Consider the following 16,406-nt stretch of genomic DNA (forward strand, 5'->3'; position numbering starts at 1 on the left):
GGGGCGGAGCACCCGCGGGCACCGGGCCGGGGATCAGGCCTCGGCGGGCCGGAGCCGACCGACGGCGTCCTCCATGTGCTCCAGCAGCAACCGGTCGACGTGGGCGGTGTCGCACCGCCCGACCGCCTCGGCGATCTCCCGGTGCTCCTCCAGCCGGAAGGAGTGGGAGGCGTAGCGGTCCTCGAGGGCCGTGATGCACATGCGGGTCTCGACCATGAGGGTCGTGTGCATCCGGGAGAGCCGGGGGCTGCCGGCCAGGGCCACCAGCAGCGAGTGGAACTCCAGGTCCGCCTCGGTGAGGGCGTCGGCGTCGTCGCGCGCGACCGCCTCGGCCATGGTCCCGACCACCTCGGCCAGGCGGGCGCCGGCGTGCGCGCCGTCGACCTCGATGGCCCGCGCCGCCGCGGCCCGCTCCACGGCCGTGCGGGCCAGGTACATGTCCCGCACGTCGTCGTCGGTCACCTCGATGACGAACACGCCCCGGTTCCGGATGCTGACCAGCAGACCCTCCTGGGTGAGCCGCTGCATGGCCTCCCGCAGGGGGCCGCGGCTGACCCCCAGCCGGCGGCTGAGCTCGGCCTCGTTCAGCTGCTGCCCCGGGGCGAGCTCGCCCTCGCCGACGGCCCGGCGCAGCTGCCGTGCGATGAGGGCGGGGGTGGTCTCCTGGACCACCGGATGGAGCGTGGGACTGGTCATCGTGCCTCCGGCCGTGCGAACCGCGGAAAGTGAAGATTGTCCACAATCATACCCTCAGTCGGCCGGGGGTGACGGCACCTCCGGGTGGTCGGCCCGCTCCGGCGCGGGCAACGGCGCCGGGCTGACATGTGCCGGCACGGTGTTGCCTGGATCACACTCGACCCCTATGCTCCAGTTGTAGACAATCGGACGACATCGGGTGGTCTCCGGGCGGCACACCGCCCGCCCCGTGCGGAGCAGCCGCGGAGGGCCCCGAGGTCCGGGGACCGGGGCGCAGGGTGCCGGCCGAGGGCTGCGACGACAGGGAGAGCACATGAGCGATCTGACCGACCTCACGGCACTGGAGCTGCTGGAGGGCTACCGCAGCGGCAGCCTCTCCCCGGTCGACGCCGCGCGGGCCGCCCTGCAGGCCGTCGACGACCTCGACGGCACCGTCAACGCCTTCGTCTCCGTCGACGGGGAGCAGGCGCTGCAGGCGGCCGAGGCGTCGGAGAGGCGCTGGCGGGCCGGGGAGCCGCTGGGCCCCGGCGACGGCGTGCCCACGTCCGTCAAGGACATCTTCTACACCCGGGGCCGGCCGACCCTGAGGGGGACCCGGCTGATCGACGCCGACCGCCCGTGGGAGGAGGACGCCCCCTGCGTGGCCCGGCTGCGGGAGACCGGCGCCGTGCTCCTGGGCAAGACGACCACGCCCGAGTTCGCGTGGAAGGGCGTCACCGACTCCCTGCGCCACGGCTCGACCGGCAACCCGTGGAACGCCGAGCTGACCTCGGGCGGCTCCAGCGGCGGCAGCGCGACCGCTGTGGGCACGGGCATGGGCCCGTGGTCGGTGGGCACGGACGGCGGCGGCTCGGTCCGCATCCCGGCCGCCTTCACGGGCACGGTGGCGCTCAAGCCCACCTACGGCCTCGTCCCCATGTTCCCGGCGAGCCCGTTCGGCACGTTGGCCCACGCCGGTCCGATGACCCGCACCGTGGCCGACGCCGCCCTGCTGCTGGACGTCATCACGGGCTTCGACTCCCGGGACTGGTCCGCGCTGCCGACCCCCACGGGCTCCTTCCTGGACGGGCTCGAGGACGGGGTGCGCGGGCTGCGCATCGCCTTCTCGCCGACGCTGGGCTTCGGGCGCAACGACCCGGAGATCGACCGGCTGGTCCGGGCCGCCGCCGGGGCCTTCGAGGAGCTCGGTGCCGTGGTCGAGGAGGTGGCCCCCGGCATCGAGGACCCCGTCGAGGCGTTCCACGTCCTGTGGTTCGCCGGTGCGGCCAAGGTCCTCGAGGGCTACGGTCCCGGCGCGATGGACCGGGTCGACCCGGGGCTGCGCCGCAGCATCGAGGAGCTGGGGGAGATCAGTGCCTCCGACTTCCTCGACGCCACCGCGGTGCGGATGGACCTGGGCGTGACCATGGGCCGCTTCCACGAGACCTACGACCTGCTGCTCACCCCCACCCTGCCGATCCCCGCCTTCCCCCGGGACCGCGACGTGCCCGAGGGCTGGCACTCCCGGGACTGGACCAGCTGGACCCCGTACACCTACCCCTTCAACATGACCCAGCAGCCGGCGGTGAGCGTGCCCTGCGGCTTCACGGAGGCAGGCCTCCCCGCCGGGCTGCAGGTCGTCGGCCCCCGCCACGCGGACCGGACGGTGCTGCGCGCGGCGCAGGCCTACGAGCAGGCCGTCGACTGGGGGACGCGGCGCCCGGCCCGGGCGGTGGCCGGCCGTGGCTGAGCACGCAGCCGCCGGGCGCCGCGGCCGGCGGCGCCACCGGGACGGTCCCCGGCGCACCGAGCTCCCCACCACGAAGAACCCGGGCTCCGGCGCGCCGAGTGCCGGGCCCCGCACGACCGGGCTCCCGGCCGGTGCACCGCACGAACTCCGACGGAGGCTGTCATGAACGCACACCACACCCCCGGCCGTCCCGCCCACGGGGACGAGCACGTGCCCCGGGACCCGGCGACGGGCCGCCCCGAGCCGGACGCCAGGACGGTCAACCGCGCCGTCGCGGCCTCCGCGATCGGCAACGCCACCGAGTGGTTCGACTACGGCGTCTACGCCGTGTCGGTCGTCTACATCACCCAGAACTTCTTCCCCGGCGAGTACGGGACGATCCTGGCGCTGAGCACCTTCGCCTTCTCGTTCCTCGTCCGCCCGCTGGGCGGTCTGTTCTGGGGGCCGCTCGGCGACCGCCTCGGCCGCAAGCGCATCCTCGCCCTGACGATCATCCTGATGGCCGGGGCGACCTTCTGCATCGGCCTGCTGCCCACGGTGGAGACCATCGGGATCGCCGCGCCGATCCTGCTGATCCTGCTGCGCGCCGTCCAGGGCTTCTCGACCGGCGGCGAGTACGGCGGCGCCGCGACCTTCATGGCCGAGTACGCCCCGGACAAGCGGCGCGGCTTCCTCGGCAGCTTCCTGGAGTTCGGCACGCTCGCCGGCTTCGCCCTCGGCTCGCTGATCGTCCTGCTCGGCGAGGTCGTGCTGGGCAACGACGCCATGAGCGAGTGGGGCTGGCGCATCCCGTTCCTGCTCGCCGGGCCCATGGGCCTGGTCGGCCTCTACCTGCGCTCCCGGCTCGCCGACTCGCCCGTCTTCCAGGAGCTGGAGGAGTCCGGGCACACGGAGTCCTCCGCCGGCATGGCCCTCAAGGACCTGATCACCCGCTACTGGCGTCCCATGCTCGTCATGACGGGGCTCGTCATCGCGCTCAACGTCGTGAACTACACGCTGCTGAGCTACATGCCCACCTACCTCGAGGGGCAGACGGGGATGGCGAACCAGACGGTGCTGACCATCATGTTCGTCGCCCAGTTCGCGATGATGCTCGTCATCCCGTTCGCCGGGGCCCTCTCGGACCGGGTCGGGCGCAAGCCCATGTGGTACGCCTCGCTGATCGGACTGTTCGTGCTGGCCATCCCGATGTACATGCTGATGGCCAACGGGTTCTGGTGGGCGCTGCTGGGCTTCGCGGTCCTGGGCCTGCTCTACATCCCGCAGCTGGCCACCATCTCGGCGACCTTCCCCGCGATGTTCCCGACCCAGGTGCGCTACGCCGGGTTCGCGATCACCTACAACCTCGCCACGGCCGTCTTCGGCGGCACCGCCCCGCTGGCCAACGAGGCGCTCATCGGCGCCACGGGCAACCCGCTGGTGCCCGCCTTCTACATGATGGCCGCCTGCGTCGTGGGACTGGTCGCGGTGCGGGCGATGAAGGAGACCGTCGGCGCCTCCCTGCGCGGCACCGAGATCCCGGAGACCAAGCCCCAGGACCTCGTCCGCGCCCGCTCCTGAGCGCCCGGCCCCCGGCCCGCACCCCGTCCCGGGGTGCGGACCGGGGGCTTCCCGCGTGCCGGGACGGGAGGCGCGGACAGCGGGACCGCACGGACCCGGGCGGTGCGGACGGGGACGTCGCGGGACGGGCGCGCAGGGGTCGCGGCCCCGGACGTGCGGACGGCCGCCGCGGCCCCCGGCCGGGGTGCCGCGACGGCCGGGTCCTCAGCCGCCCAGCAGGCGCAGGGCGGTCAGGGCGTAGGCGCGGGCGGCGAGGACCAGCTCGTCCGTGCCCACCGACTCGTCGACCTGGTGCGCCTGGTCGTTGAGGCCGCCCGGACCCATGACGACCGTGGGCACGCCGTGGTCGCGGGCGACGAAGCCGCCGTCGCAGGCCGCCGTCCAGCCGCCGACCGACGCCGGCCCGCCGAGCCCGGCGACGGCGTCGTGGGCCGTGGTCACCAGGGGGTGGTCGACGGGGGTGCGGAAGCCGGGCATGGCCATGGTGACCTCGGCGGTCACCGTGATGCCGTCCCGGTCGATGCCGGCGGCGGCCACGGCGGCCAGCAGGTCCAGGGCGATCCGGTGCGGGTCCTCCCCGGGCATCAGCCGGCGGTCCAGCCACACGCGGCAGGAGGGGGCGACCATCGAGGTGGTGCGCCCGCCCTCGATCCGGCCGACGTTCCACGACCCGGCGCCCAGCAGCGGGTCGAGGTCCTGCTGCAGGCGCGCGTGGTCCGCGCGCACGAGCTCGAGCACCCGCGCCGCGGCGTCGACGGCGTTGCGCCCGTCCGCCGGCCGCCCGGAGTGCGCCGGCACCCCCGTCACCTCGAGCTCGAGGTAGGCGTCGCCCCGGCAGGCCACGACGGTCTGCAGGTCGGTGGGCTCGGCGACCACGCAGCCGCGGAAGGCCCGGCCGAGACCGCGGCGGCTCAGGTGCCGGATGCCGGTGCCGAGGTCCTCCTCGTCCACGGTGCAGGCCAGGCGCACGGGCCCCGCGAGCGGCGCACCGGCCCGCCGCAGGGCGGCCACGGCCACCAGCACGGCCGCGAGGCCGCCCTTCATGTCGGTGGCCCCGCGCCCGTACAGCCGGCCGTGCTCCACGGCCGAGCGGAACGGCTCCCGGCTCCAGCCCGGTCCGGCGGGCACCACGTCGGAGTGCCCGAGGAAGAGCAGGCCGGGGCCGTTCCCGACGGGCCCGCCCGGGGGCAGCTCCACGTCGACGTTCGGCCGCCCGGGGGCGACCGGGTCTGTGCGCACGGCCAGCCCGCGGGCCCGTCCGGCCTCCGCCAGGACCTGCGCGGTGCGCTCTTCCGTCCCGCCGGGGTTCTCCCCGCCGGCGTCCACGAGGGCGCGGGTCAGGGCGACGACGTCGTCGGGCTCGATCGCGTCCAGGACGGCGCGCTCGAGCCCGCCGGGGGAGGACCCCCGGCGGGCGGCGGGCCGGGCCTGCGGGCTCAGCGGTCCGCCTCGTCGCGGGCGATGTCCAGGGCGCGGGCCAGGCGCTGCAGGCCCACCTCCGTGCGCTCCGGGGTGGTCGAGGCGAAGCAGAGGCGGAAGGCGTCCTCGAACCGGCCCGAGGGCGAGAGCGCCGGACCGGGGATGAAGGCCACGCCCTCCGCGAGGGCGATCTCGAACAGCCGCGAGGTCCGCACGCGGGCGTCCTCGCCCTGCAGGGTGACCCAGAGGAAGAACCCGCCCTCGGGGTCGGTCGTGCGCACGCGCGGACCCAGGTGCCGGGCGATCGAGGCGTCCATGGCCTCCTTGCGCCGGAGGTACTCCGCGCGCAGGCCCGCCAGGTGCTCGTCGTAGCCGCCCCGGCGCACGAAGCGCTCCACGATGTGCTGGTTGGGCACGTTCGTGCACGTGTCCATGGTCTGCTTGCCCGCGATGAGCAGCTTGCGCAGCCGCGGGTCCGCGTCCACCCAGCCCACGCGCAGCCCCGGGGCCAGCACCTTGGAGAACGTGCGCACCGAGAAGACCAGCGGGTCGTCCGGGCTGATCGCGCGGAAGCCGGGGACCTCGGCGCCGGCGAAGCGCAGCCCGCCGTAGGGGTCGTCGTCGAGGATGATCGAGCCCCACCGGTGGGCCAGGTCGAGCAGGCGCCGCCGGCGGTCCTCGCTGAGGGTGGTGCCGGAGGGGTTCTGGAAGTTCGGGATCGTGTAGATCACCCGCGGCGTCCGGCCGGCCTCGGCCACGAGGGTCTCGAGCGCGTCCACGTCCATCCCGTCCCGGTCCATCGGGACCTCCAGGATGTCGGCGCCGTAGCCCAGGGCCGTGCCGGAGCCGTTGGTGTAGGTGGGGCTCTCGACCGCCACGAGGTCCCCCGGGTCCACGAAGAGCTTGAACGCCAGGTCCAGGCCCTGCATGCCGCCGGAGGTGATGACCAGGCGCTCGGGCCGGGTGGGCTCCGGTGTGGTGGAGTGGTGGTCCACGACCGTCTCGATGAGGCCCGGCTCGCCCTCGGTCGCGCCGTAGGTGAAGGAGGAGCTGTCGAGGACCTCCGCCGCGATCCGGCGGAACTCCTCGGTGGGCACCGTCTCGGCGGCCGGGGCGCCCATGGCGAAGCGCACGACATCGTGGCTCTGCGCCGCGAGCAGGGACGTGGAGGAGTCGATGACCGAGCCGATGAGCCCGTCGGCCCGGCGGGCCAGCGGCAGCAGGCCCTGGGCGGGGTCCCCGGTGAGGCCCCGGGTGGGCTTGACGGCGAGGTCGTCGACCGTGGTCAGGCGGGCGGTGGTGATCGTCATGGGGGTCTCACTTCCTGATGAGGGCTCGGGGGAACGAGGTGAAGGTCTCCACGCCGGTGCGCGTGACGCGCACCGACTCCGAGACCTCGTAGCCGTACCCGGTCATCCACATGCCGCAGATGATGTGGAAGGTCATGTTCTCGGCGAGCACGGACTCGTCCTCGCTGCGGATGCTGATGGTGCGCTCGCCCCAGTCGGGCGGGTAGCCGATGCCGATGGAGTAGCCGAGCCGGCTGTGCTTCTCGAGCCCGTGCCCGGCGAGCGCCCAGTTCCACGCGCTCGCGAGCTCCCGGACCGGCACGCCCTCGGCCACGGTGTCGAGCACGCTCTGCAGCCCCTCGGCCACGGCCGCCTCGAGGCGCAGCAGCTCGTCGGAGGGCGGGCCCAGCATCACGGTGCGCGCGAGCGGCACGTGGTAGCGGCGGTGGGCCCCGGCCAGCTCCACGACCACGGCGTCGCCGGGCTGCAGGACCCGGTCGGACCACGTCAGGTGCGGGGTGTCGGCGGAGGCCCCGGTGGGCAGCATCGGGACGATGGCAGGGAAGTCCCCCCAGGCGCCGTCGACGCCCTCGGCCTGCGCGCGGGCGATCTGGGCGGCCACCCGGTTCTGGGGCGCTCCCGGCTCGATGGCGTCGATGGCCGCCTGCATGGCGGCGGCGGTGACCCGTCCGGCGGTGCGCAGGTACTGGATCTCGGCCTCCGACTTCACGGCCCGCACCCAGTTCACCAGCTCGAAGGCGTCGACGAGCGTCCACTCCGGCAGGGCGTTGACCAGCGCGCGGTAGCCCTTGGGGGAGAAGAAGTGCGCGTCCATCTCCAGGCCCACGCACCCCTTGGTGGCCGGGGCGATCCGGCCGCGCCGGCGCAGGTCGAAGGCCACCCAGTCGAAGGGGTGCAGGTGGGGGCGGTGGACGTAGCGCTCGGGGTAGCCGATGAGCTGCTCCTGCGGCAGCCAGCTCGTGCGGAAGGCGCCGTTGGCGTCCATCTCGCGCAGGTACAGGAGCATCTCGCCCTCGAGCGGGACGAAGAGCATCTGCGGGGTGTAGAAGGACCAGGCGTCGTAGCCGGTCAGGTAGAAGATGTTCGCGGGGTCGGTGACCACCAGGGCGCTCAGGCCCTGGTACGCCATCCGCCGGCGCACGGCCTCCAGGCGCCGGTCGTACTCCGCCGGGGAGAACAGCGCCGGGCGCACGTCGGGGTCCGCGGGGCGGGAGCCGGCCGGGTCCGCCGGCTCGGCGGGCAGGTACGAAGTGGCCATGACCCATGATGGGAACACCCATTGCAGATTGTCAACAATCCGGCGGGGGCGTAGGCTGAGCGGCACCGCTGCGCCCGGCGACGGCGCCGCGGCCGCGACCGGAGAAGGGCGGGAGCCATGCGCATCGGGGTGCCCCGGGAGATCAAGCCGGCCGAGCGGCGGGTGGGGCTCGTCCCCGCCGGCGTCACCCGGCTCGTGCAGGAGGGCCACGAGGTCCTCGTCGAGTCGGGCGCGGGGGAGGGCTCGGGCTTCGACGACGACGCCTACGCCGCCGCCGGGGCCCGGCCGGCCACCCAGCAGGAGGTCTGGGAGCAGGCGGAGCTGCTGGTCAAGGTCAAGGAGCCGGTCGCGGCCGAGCACGGCTTCCTCCGCCCCGACCTCACCCTCTTCGCCTACCTGCACCTGGCCGCCGACCGGCCCCTCACCGAGGCGCTCGTGGCCGCCGGGACCCGGGCCGTGGCCTTCGAGACCGTCCGCGCCGGACGCACCCTGCCGCTGCTGCAGCCGATGTCCGAGATCGCCGGCCGGCTCGCCGCCCAGGCCGCCGCCCACCACCTGCAGTCCAACGCCGGCGGACCGGGGATCCTCATGGGCGGGGTCCCCGGGGTGGCGGCGGCCCGGGTCGTGGTGATCGGCGGCGGCGCCGTGGGCACCCAGGCGGCGCTCGCGGCCTCCGGGCTGATGGCCGACGTCACCGTGCTGGACGCCTCCGGGGTGCGCGTGCGGGAGCTGACCGACCTGATGGGCCACCGCGCCCGCGTGCTGATGAGCGACGAGCACGTGCTCGCCGAGGAGATCGCCGGGGCCGACGTCGTGATCGGCGCGGTGCTGGTCCCCGGCGCGGCCGCGCCCAAGCTCGTGCGCCGGGAGCACCTGACGACCCTGCACGAGCACGCGCTGCTCGTCGACGTCGCCATCGACCAGGGCGGGTGCTTCGAGACCTCCCACGCCACGACCTGGGACGAGCCCACGTTCGAGGTCGACGGCATCACCCACTACTGCGTGGCCAACATGCCCGGCGCCGTGCCGCGCACCGCGACCCGCGCCCTGGCCCACGCCACGACTCCGTACGTGGTGCGCCTGGCCCGCGGTCCCGAACGGGCCCTGGCCGAGGACCCCGAGTTCGCCGCCGGGCTCAACGTCGAGGCCGGGAGGATCCGCCACGCGGGGGTCGCGGCCGCGTTCCCGGACCTGCCCGCGCAGGCGGGCTGAGGCCGGGGCCCGTCCGGCTCAGTCCCCGGCCGGGCGCTGCGCGGCGCCCGTGCGGGCGCTGCGCCGGGCGGCGTCGAGGACCGCGGCGACCGCCACGGCCTCGCACGGGTCCACCGGCACCGGCCCGCCGGCGGTGAGCCAGCGGGTCACGGCCCGGTAGAAGTCCGCGGGCCCGCCCGCGGCGGTGGGCACGGGCTCGGCCTCGGCGCCGCGGACCAGCCACCCGGCCATGCCTTCGCCCGGGTCCAGGACGTCGAAGGGCCCCGGGGCGTCGTCGTGGCCGGGGACCAGGAACGCCCCGGCCGAGCCGAGCACCCGGGTGCGCGGGCCCGGGGCGCCGACCAGGCTGCCGGCCGTGAGGTGGCTGAGCACGCCGCCGGCGTGCTCCAGGGCCAGGAAGACGTCGTCCTCGGTCGGGGTGGTCAGCGCCCGCAGCTCGGCGCGCACCGCGGTGACGGGACCGAACAGCCGCAGCGCGGCGTCGACCAGGTGCGCGCCGAGGTCCAGCAGCAGACCGCCCTCGCCCACGGCGTTCTCCCGCCACCGGTCCTTGGGCACCGGGCGCCACCGCTCCCAGCGCCGCTCGAAGCGGTGCACCGTGCCCAGGCGCCCCCCGGCCAGCACCTGCTCCAGGGTCAGCTGCTCGGCGTCCCAGCGCCGGTTGTGGAAGACGGTCAGTGGCGTCCCGGTCTCCTCGGCCCGCCGCACGAGGGCCGCCGCCCCGTCCCGGTCCAGGGCCAACGGCTTGTCGACGACCACCGGGACCCCCGCCTCGAGCCCCGCCAGGGCGTGCTCGACGTGCCGGCCGCTGGGCGAGGCCACGACGAGCAGGTCCGGCCGGGACCGCTCGAGCAGGGCGGTCAGGTCCGGGTGCGCCCGCACTCCCGGCCAGTCGGCCTCGGCGGCGGCGCGGCGGCCCGGGTCGGCGGTGACGACGTCGCCGACCCGCCACCCCGCCCGGCGCAGCAGCGGGGCGTGGAAGTCCCGCCCGGCCATCCCGTAGCCGACGATCCCGGCGCGCAGCACCCGGTGGTCCGGATCCTGTGCGGTGTGCGCTGCTGCGGCGTCCGTGTGCATCCCGCCACGCTAGCGGACCGGGCCCGCCCGGCGGGACGGCCCCGCCGGGCCGGCCGCGGGCGAGCACGCCCACCCCGCCGGCCTTCCGGTCGGCGAGGGCCGGCCGGCGGCGCAGCACCGGGTCGAGCCCGGACCTGGCCTCGACGTCGTGCGGGACGTGGACCAGCGGGGTGGCCGTGGCCACGGGCGGCGCCCTTCACGGGGCGCGGCGGGCGGCGTAGCATTGTTCTCAACACTCCAATTGATCAACCGGAGTGTTGAGCAACAGGAAGGGCGAGGACGCCGTGGACGAGGAGCAGCTGGACCGGGCCTTCCTGGCGCTGGCCGACCCGGTCCGCCGCCGCCTCGTCGCCCGCCTCAGCAAGGGGCCGGCCACGGTGACCGAGCTGGCGGAACCCTTCGAGATCTCCGTCCAGGCGATCTCGAGGCACGTCCGGGTGCTCGAGCGGGCCGGGCTCGTCACGCGCAGCCGTGACGCCCAGCGCCGGCCCGTCCACCTGGAACCCGCACGGCTGGAGGCGCTCACCGCCTGGATCGACCGGTACCGGACGGTCCGCGAGGAGCAGTTCCGCCGCCTCGACGCCGTGCTCGAGACCCGCGCCGCGCCCCGCGGCGCCGCCGAGAAGGACCGATCACCATGGGACACCCCCTCGAGCTGAGCATCCCGGACGGGCTGCCGTACATCGACTTCGCCCGCGAGTTCGACCACCCCGTCGCGGAGGTCTTCCGCGCCCACGCCGACCCCGAGCTCTACGCCCGGTGGATCGGCCCGCGCGGGCTGCGGACCCGCATCCAGCAGCACGACTGCCGCACCGGGGGCGCGTGGGCCTTCGCCCAGACCCCCGAGGAGGGCGGGGAGGAGTACGGCTTCCGCGGGACCTTCCACACCGTGCGCCGCGACGAGCTCATCGTCCAGACCTTCGAGTACCTGGGTGCACCGGACGCGGTCGACCTCGAGTTCCTGCGCTTCGAGGACCTCGGCGACGGCCGCTGCCGGCTGGTCGGCCACACCGTCCACGCCTCCGTCGCCGCCCGCGACGCCATGGCCGCCTCCGGGATGGAGGACGGCATGACCCAGGGCTACGAGCGGCTGGACGAGCTGCTCGCCGAGCTGGCCGGCGGGCAGGGCGGCTGAGCGGCAGCCCGCCCGCCGTGCTCAGCGGCGGGCGGGCTCCCGGCGGCCGAGGGTGCGGGCCAGCAGGGCGATCAGCGCCACCAGCCCGGCGGTCAGGAGCAGCTGCACCCGCACGGCGTCGTCGAGCAGGCCGAGCAGCACGATCCCGGCCAGCAGGGCCAGCGCGAACCAGGACAGCCACGGGAACGCCCACATCCGCAGGGGCAGCACGGTCCCGGCGCGGTCCGCGCGGCGGCGCAGCACGATCTGGGAGACGAGCGCGAGGCCCCAGACCACGAGGCAGGTCGCGCCCACGGTGTTGAGCATCCACAGCAGCACGGTCTCGGGCCACAGGTAGTTGAGCACCACGGCGGCGAAGCCGAAGACCACGGAGACCACCACCGCGGTGCGGGGCACGCCCCGGTCGCTGAGGTCCGCGAACGCGCGCGGGGCGGAGCCGCGGCGGGCGAGCGAGTACAGCATCCGCGAGGAGCCGTAGATGTTGGCGTTGAGCGCCGAGAGCAGCGCCAGGATGATGATCACGGCCATGACCACGTCGGCCCCCGGCACGCCGGCGGCCTCCAGGACGGCGACGAACGGGCTGACCGAGAGCTGCTCGTCGTTCCACGGCAGCACGAGGACCATGACGGTCACCGCCCCGACGTAGAAGACGAGGATGCGCACGAGGATCGTGCGGATCGCCCGCGCCACGTTGTGCTGCGGGTCCTCGGTCTCGGCCGCGGCGATGGTCACGAGCTCCGTGCCGCCGAAGGCGAAGATCACCACGAGCAGCGCCGCCGCGACCCCGGTCAGGCCGGTGGGCAGGAAGCCGCCGTGCGCGGTGAGGTTGCGCAGCCCCGGGGAGGGGACCTCGAGCAGGCCCAGCAGCAGCGCCACCCCGACCGCGAGGAACGCCACCACGGCCAGGACCTTCATGAGCGCGAACCAGAACTCCGTCTCGCCCAGCGTGCGCACCTTCACGAGGTTGACCCCCGTGAACACGACCATGAACACGAGGGCGAGCACCCACTGCTCGGTCACCGGCCACAGCTCCGTGAGCAGCTGGGCGGCGGCCGTGGCCTCCGCGGCGACGACCACCACGATCTGCGCCCACCACAGCCAGCCCAGGGTCCGCCCCACCGTGCGGCCCATGGCGTTCTCGGCCCAGGTCGAGAAGGCGCCGGGGGACGGGTCGGCGGCGGCCATCTCGCCGAGGGCGCGCATCACGAGCACGAGCAGCACGCAGGCCACGAGGAAGGACAGCAGCACGGCGGGCCCAGCGGTGCGCACCGCGGCCCCGGAGCCGATGAACAGCCCCGTGCCGATCGCGCTGCCCAGGGCCATCATCACGAGGTGGCGGGCCTTCAGCCGGGCCCCCGGTGCGGCAGGGGCCGCACCGGGGGCCTCCGGGCCGGGCGCGGTCCACGAGGAGGGGGAGCTCATGGGCACCGAGGGTAGCCCACCGGCGGCGTCGCGGTCCCTGGGCCCCGACGGACCGGTAGACTTGCCCGGTAAGAGCCCCTGGACCTCCTCCCGCCGCCGTGGCACCCGATCGACCGGGCGGGCGGGACCGGACGGACCCGGGGCGTTGTCGTGTCCGGCCGGTGCACGCCGCCGGGCGCCGCGGGCGCCGTCCCGCACCAGCCAGGCAGGAGAGACGTTCGATGCCAGCAATCGTGATCGTCGGCGCCCAGTGGGGCGACGAGGGCAAGGGCAAGGCCACCGACCTGCTGGGGGGCCGCGTGGACTACGTGGTCAAGCCCAACGGCGGCAACAACGCCGGGCACACCGTGGTGGTGGGCGGGGACAAGTTCGAGCTCAAGCTCCTGCCCGCCGGGATCCTCAGCCCCAACGCCGTGCCCGTGATCGGCAACGGCGTGGTGGTCAACCCCCAGGCCCTGTTCGAGGAGATCGACGGGCTCGAGGCGCGCGGGGCGGACACCTCCCGGCTGCGGATCTCCGCCAACGCCCACCTCGTGGCCCCCTACCACCAGACGATGGACCAGGTCACGGAGCGCTTCCTCGGCAAGCGCGCAATCGGCACGACCGGCCGCGGCATCGGCCCCACCTACATGGACAAGGTCGGCCGGCTCGGCATCCGGGTCCAGGACGTGCTCGACGAGTCGATCCTGCGGCAGAAGATCGAGGGCGCGCTGCGGCAGAAGAACGAGCTGCTCGTGAAGCTCTACAACCGCCGGGCCATCGAGGTCGAGGAGGTCGTGGAGTACTTCCTGGCCTACGCCGAGCGGCTGGCCCCGATGATCGTGGACTCCACCCTGCTGCTCAACCGGGCCCTGGACGAGGACAAGGTCGTGCTCATGGAGGGCGGGCAGGCGACCTTCCTGGACGTCGACCACGGCACCTACCCGTTCGTGACCTCCTCCAACCCGACCGCCGGCGGCGCCTCCGTGGGCTCGGGCATCGGCCCCACCCGCATCACCCGCTCGATCGGGATCATCAAGGCCTACACGACCCGCGTGGGCGCCGGCCCGTTCCCCACCGAGCTCTTCGACGCGATGGGCGAGCAGCTGCGCACGACCGGCGGGGAGTTCGGGGTCAACACCGGCCGGCCCCGCCGCACCGGCTGGTACGACGCCGTGATGGCCCGCCACGCCTCCCGCATCAACGGCTTCACGGACTACTTCCTGACCAAGCTCGACGTCCTCACCGGCATCGAGCGCATCCCGGTCTGCGTGGCCTACGACGTCGACGGCGTGCGGCACGACGAGATGCCGATGACCCAGACCGAGTTCCACCACGCGAAGCCGGTCCTCGAGCACTTCGACGGCTGGGACGAGGACATCACCGGCTGCCGCACCCTCGGGGACCTGCCCGCCAACGCCCGTGCCTACGTCGAGGCGCTCGAAGCCATGAGCGGGACCCGGATGTCGGCCATCGGCGTGGGCCCGGACCGGGACGCCACCATCGTGGTCCGCGACCTCATCGACTGAGGCCCCGCGCCCGGGCGGCCTCAGGCGAGGACGAGCACGACCCAGATCCCCAGGGAGGCGAGGGCGAGCATCGCCACGGAGGTCGCCAGCACCGCGGCGACCTCCGGCTCGGCCCGCTCCCGGGCGATGCCCCGGGCCCCGCGCGCGTAGCGCGGCCGCTGGGTGAGGTAGACGGCCCCGGCCGTGAGGCAGGCGAGGACGAAGAGCACGAGCACGAACGGCCCGTGGTGGGGGAGCCAGCGCAGGAACACCGCCGCGACCACCACGAGGGACATCAGGGTGCGTCCCCAGGCCATCGTGGTGCGCTCGGGCTGCAGCCCGGGGTCGCGGTGCGGCCGGGACGGGGGCCGCCCGCGGCGTGCGGCGGCCACCGTCAGGCCTGCAGGACGACGACGACGAGCACCCCCGCCGCGACCGCCCCGCCCACGGCCAGCAGCGGCGCGATGAGGGGCAGCGGCAGCGGCGCCTGCCGGCGCATGCTGCGCTCGACGCCGATCCAGCGGAACGTCGCCCCCGCGCTGACGAGCATGCTCAGCAGCAGCAGGACCACGGCGAGGAACGTGCGGACCGGCTCGTCGAAGAGCTCGCCGGTGAACGCCTCGATCGCGATGCCGCCGGCGAGGAAGGCCAGCGACGTGCGGATCCAGGCGAGGAAGGTCCGCTCGTTGGCCAGCGTGAACCGCGGGTCCGGGTCCTCCCCGCCGCCCAGCACGCGCTCCGTGAGCCGTCCCCGCCGCGGGGGCTCGTGCGGTTCCTGCGTCGTCGTCCCGTCCACGTCCTGTGCGTCCTCCTCGGTGCCGTGGCCGCTGGGGGAGCGCGGCCGCGGCACCATCCTGTCACGCGGGGACCGGCGGCGGGGCCGGGGCTACAGTGGGAGTCCCACCCGCGCCCGCCGAGGAGGACCCCGTGAAGATCGCCGTCGGACAGTTCGCGCCCACCGCGGACACGGCCCGCAACCTGGAGACGATGCGCCGCCAGGCCGAGGAGGCCGCCGCCGCCGGGGCGGGGCTGATCGTCTTCCCCGAGGAGGCGATGCTCGCCGAGCGGCTGATCGGCGAGGACTTCGCCGTGCGGGTCCTGGAGGGCTGGTCGGGGTTCGTCCAGCAGCTGTCCTTCCTGGCCGCGCGCACGCGCATCGCGGTGCTCGCCGGCGGCTACGAGACCTCCGCGGACGGGCGGCCCTACAACACGCTCGTGACCGTGGGCGCCGACGGCGCGATCCTGGGCACCTACCGCAAGCTCCACCTCTACGACGCGTTCAGCCACCGGGAGTCCGACCGCATCCGCCCCGGGGACAGGGGCGTGACCGTCGTGCCGGTGGGGGAGCTGCGGGTCGGGATGATCACCTGCTACGACCTGCGCTTCCCCGAGGTCTGCCGGGCGGTCGTCGACGCCGGGGCCGAGGTGCTCGCCGTGCCCGCCGCCTGGTTCGCCGGGGAGCACAAGGTCGACCACTGGCAGGCGCTGCTGAAGGCGCGGGCGATCGAGAACACCGTGTGGGTCGTCGCCGCCGACACCTGCTCCGAGCACACGATCGGGCGCTCGGCGGTGCTCGACCCGCTCGGGGTCGTCGTGGCCGAGGCGGGGGAGGAGGAGACCGTGCTGTGCGCCGAGGTCGGCCGCGCCCGCATCGACGAGGTGCGGGAGGTCGTGCCCGTGCTCGCCAACCGCCGCTTCGCGCCCAACGCGGCCATCAGCGACCCCGCCGGGGAGGTCCCGGCGGACGGGGCGGAGGAGCGGTCGTGAGCACCCCGTCCGGACCCGGCGGGGAGCCGGTGCCCCCGCAGCAGCCCCCGCCGTGGGGCCCTGTGCCGCCGTGGCCGAGCCCGCAGGCGCTCGAGGGCCGCTCCCGCGCGGAGACCGCGCTCGTGCTCGGGATCCTCAGCGTGGTCGTGCTGCCGCTGCTGGGGCCCTTCGCGGTGTGGCAGGCCGGTGAGGCCGAGAAGCTGGGCGTGCCCGCCACCGCCGGGCGGGTGCTCGGCTGGGTCGGCACGGCCCTGCTCGTCGTCGGGGCGGTGCTCTTCGCCCTGTGGGCCGCCGTGGCCGTCTACCTGGTCACCTCGAACGGGGGCTGAGCCCC

At 74.8% G+C, this 16,406-nt stretch carries 16 protein-coding genes; 8 read left to right on the forward strand and 8 right to left on the reverse strand.

From position 1 onward, the window contains the following. Positions 1–33 precede the first annotated feature (33 nt). A complete protein-coding gene (locus tag LQU92_RS08775; RefSeq protein WP_101851540.1) occupies positions 34–696 on the reverse strand; it encodes a GntR family transcriptional regulator in 663 nt (220 codons plus the stop codon). Between the two features lie 313 nt (positions 697–1,009). Between LQU92_RS08775 and LQU92_RS08780 the strand changes: the two genes are divergently transcribed. Both LQU92_RS08780 and LQU92_RS08785 read left to right on the forward strand, forming a co-directional pair. After that, on the forward strand, positions 1,010–2,425 hold the full coding sequence (locus tag LQU92_RS08780) for an amidase (RefSeq protein WP_230779943.1): 1,416 nt from the start codon (positions 1,010–1,012) through the stop codon (positions 2,423–2,425). Between the two features lie 162 nt (positions 2,426–2,587). Further along, entirely contained in the window at positions 2,588–3,985 is a 1,398-nt protein-coding gene (locus LQU92_RS08785) for an MFS transporter (protein ID WP_230779946.1), read from the forward strand. Between the two features lie 204 nt (positions 3,986–4,189). Here LQU92_RS08785 and LQU92_RS08790 read toward each other — a convergent pair whose 3' ends face one another. Genes LQU92_RS08790 through LQU92_RS08800 form a run of 3 tightly spaced genes read right to left on the reverse strand, consistent with a single transcriptional unit; the run spans position 4,190 to position 7,972 of the window. Further along, positions 4,190–5,425: a M20 family metallopeptidase gene (locus LQU92_RS08790; protein ID WP_255667360.1), complete on the reverse strand. Its 1,236-nt coding sequence runs from the start codon at positions 5,423–5,425 to the stop codon at positions 4,190–4,192. Then, on the reverse strand, positions 5,422–6,714 hold the full coding sequence (locus LQU92_RS08795; RefSeq protein WP_230779951.1) for a PLP-dependent aminotransferase family protein: 1,293 nt from the start codon (positions 6,712–6,714) through the stop codon (positions 5,422–5,424). Before LQU92_RS08795 ends, LQU92_RS08790 begins: the two co-directional genes overlap by 4 nt. A 7-nt stretch (positions 6,715–6,721) precedes the next feature. Next, complete coding sequence (locus tag LQU92_RS08800; protein WP_230779956.1) at positions 6,722–7,972, reverse strand: M24 family metallopeptidase; 1,251 nt, start codon at positions 7,970–7,972, stop codon at positions 6,722–6,724. 117 nt (positions 7,973–8,089) lie between these two features. On the opposite strand from LQU92_RS08800, the gene ald reads away from it, so the two are divergent. After that, the gene (gene ald, locus LQU92_RS08805; protein ID WP_230779958.1) at positions 8,090–9,184 is read left to right on the forward strand and encodes an alanine dehydrogenase; all 1,095 of its coding nucleotides are present in this window, start codon (positions 8,090–8,092) and stop codon (positions 9,182–9,184) included. Positions 9,185–9,202: 18 nt separating this feature from the next. Here the strand turns inward: ald and LQU92_RS08810 are convergent, their stop codons facing one another. Continuing rightward, positions 9,203–10,261 (reverse strand): Gfo/Idh/MocA family protein, encoded by a 1,059-nt coding sequence (locus tag LQU92_RS08810; protein WP_230779961.1) that lies wholly within the window; start codon positions 10,259–10,261, stop codon positions 9,203–9,205. Between the two features lie 257 nt (positions 10,262–10,518). Between LQU92_RS08810 and LQU92_RS08815 the strand changes: the two genes are divergently transcribed. Both LQU92_RS08815 and LQU92_RS08820 read left to right on the forward strand, forming a co-directional pair. Beyond that, positions 10,519–10,920 (forward strand): metalloregulator ArsR/SmtB family transcription factor, encoded by a 402-nt coding sequence (locus tag LQU92_RS08815; RefSeq protein WP_255667314.1) that lies wholly within the window; start codon positions 10,519–10,521, stop codon positions 10,918–10,920. After that, complete coding sequence (locus LQU92_RS08820; protein ID WP_230779964.1) at positions 10,899–11,396, forward strand: SRPBCC family protein; 498 nt, start codon at positions 10,899–10,901, stop codon at positions 11,394–11,396. Before LQU92_RS08815 ends, LQU92_RS08820 begins: the two co-directional genes overlap by 22 nt. Before the next feature lie 21 nt (positions 11,397–11,417). Here LQU92_RS08820 and LQU92_RS08825 read toward each other — a convergent pair whose 3' ends face one another. Next, a complete protein-coding gene (locus LQU92_RS08825) occupies positions 11,418–12,818 on the reverse strand; it encodes an amino acid permease (protein ID WP_255667315.1) in 1,401 nt (466 codons plus the stop codon). A 221-nt stretch (positions 12,819–13,039) separates the two neighbouring features. Here LQU92_RS08825 and LQU92_RS08830 point away from each other — a divergent pair, with 221 nt between their 5' ends. Further along, the gene (locus tag LQU92_RS08830) at positions 13,040–14,326 is read left to right on the forward strand and encodes an adenylosuccinate synthase (protein ID WP_230779970.1); all 1,287 of its coding nucleotides are present in this window, start codon (positions 13,040–13,042) and stop codon (positions 14,324–14,326) included. A 20-nt stretch (positions 14,327–14,346) separates the two neighbouring features. Here the strand turns inward: LQU92_RS08830 and LQU92_RS08835 are convergent, their stop codons facing one another. Beyond that, positions 14,347–14,622 carry a DUF202 domain-containing protein gene (locus tag LQU92_RS08835; protein WP_101853032.1) on the reverse strand — a complete coding sequence of 92 codons (276 nt, stop codon included), beginning with the start codon at positions 14,620–14,622 and terminating at the stop codon, positions 14,347–14,349. A 77-nt stretch (positions 14,623–14,699) separates the two neighbouring features. Next, complete coding sequence (locus tag LQU92_RS08840) at positions 14,700–15,101, reverse strand: YidH family protein (RefSeq protein ID WP_101851548.1); 402 nt, start codon at positions 15,099–15,101, stop codon at positions 14,700–14,702. A gap of 131 nt (positions 15,102–15,232) precedes the next feature. On the opposite strand from LQU92_RS08840, the gene LQU92_RS08845 reads away from it, so the two are divergent. Together LQU92_RS08845 and LQU92_RS08850 are read left to right on the forward strand one after the other, a co-directional pair. Beyond that, positions 15,233–16,072: a carbon-nitrogen hydrolase family protein gene (locus tag LQU92_RS08845; protein WP_230779973.1), complete on the forward strand. Its 840-nt coding sequence runs from the start codon at positions 15,233–15,235 to the stop codon at positions 16,070–16,072. Beyond that, positions 16,069–16,401 carry a DUF4190 domain-containing protein gene (locus LQU92_RS08850; RefSeq protein ID WP_230779976.1) on the forward strand — a complete coding sequence of 111 codons (333 nt, stop codon included), beginning with the start codon at positions 16,069–16,071 and terminating at the stop codon, positions 16,399–16,401. Before LQU92_RS08845 ends, LQU92_RS08850 begins: the two co-directional genes overlap by 4 nt. The last annotated feature ends 5 nt before the right edge of the window (positions 16,402–16,406 follow it).

Origin of the sequence: Kocuria sp. LUK (genome assembly GCF_021012935.1) — a bacterium.
Taxonomy (GTDB): Bacteria; Actinomycetota; Actinomycetes; order Actinomycetales; family Micrococcaceae; genus Kocuria; species Kocuria flava.

Bases quoted from the DNA above. Each gene is read 5' to 3' on its own strand.
- LQU92_RS08785 (WP_230779946.1), top strand. From the start codon at position 2,588: ATGAACGCACACCACACCCCCGGCCGTCCCGCCCACGGGGACGAGCAC.
- LQU92_RS08800 (WP_230779956.1), bottom strand. From the start codon at position 7,972: ATGGCCACTTCGTACCTGCCCGCCGAGCCGGCGGACCCGGCCGGCTCC.
- LQU92_RS08835 (WP_101853032.1), bottom strand. From the start codon at position 14,622: ATGGCCTGGGGACGCACCCTGATGTCCCTCGTGGTGGTCGCGGCGGTG.
- LQU92_RS08820 (WP_230779964.1), top strand. From the start codon at position 10,899: ATGGGACACCCCCTCGAGCTGAGCATCCCGGACGGGCTGCCGTACATC.
- LQU92_RS08830 (WP_230779970.1), top strand. From the start codon at position 13,040: ATGCCAGCAATCGTGATCGTCGGCGCCCAGTGGGGCGACGAGGGCAAG.
- LQU92_RS08825 (WP_255667315.1), bottom strand. From the start codon at position 12,818: ATGAGCTCCCCCTCCTCGTGGACCGCGCCCGGCCCGGAGGCCCCCGGT.
- LQU92_RS08780 (WP_230779943.1), top strand. From the start codon at position 1,010: ATGAGCGATCTGACCGACCTCACGGCACTGGAGCTGCTGGAGGGCTAC.
- LQU92_RS08810 (WP_230779961.1), bottom strand. From the start codon at position 10,261: ATGCACACGGACGCCGCAGCAGCGCACACCGCACAGGATCCGGACCAC.
- ald (WP_230779958.1), top strand. From the start codon at position 8,090: ATGCGCATCGGGGTGCCCCGGGAGATCAAGCCGGCCGAGCGGCGGGTG.
- LQU92_RS08775 (WP_101851540.1), bottom strand. From the start codon at position 696: ATGACCAGTCCCACGCTCCATCCGGTGGTCCAGGAGACCACCCCCGCC.
- LQU92_RS08795 (WP_230779951.1), bottom strand. From the start codon at position 6,714: ATGACGATCACCACCGCCCGCCTGACCACGGTCGACGACCTCGCCGTC.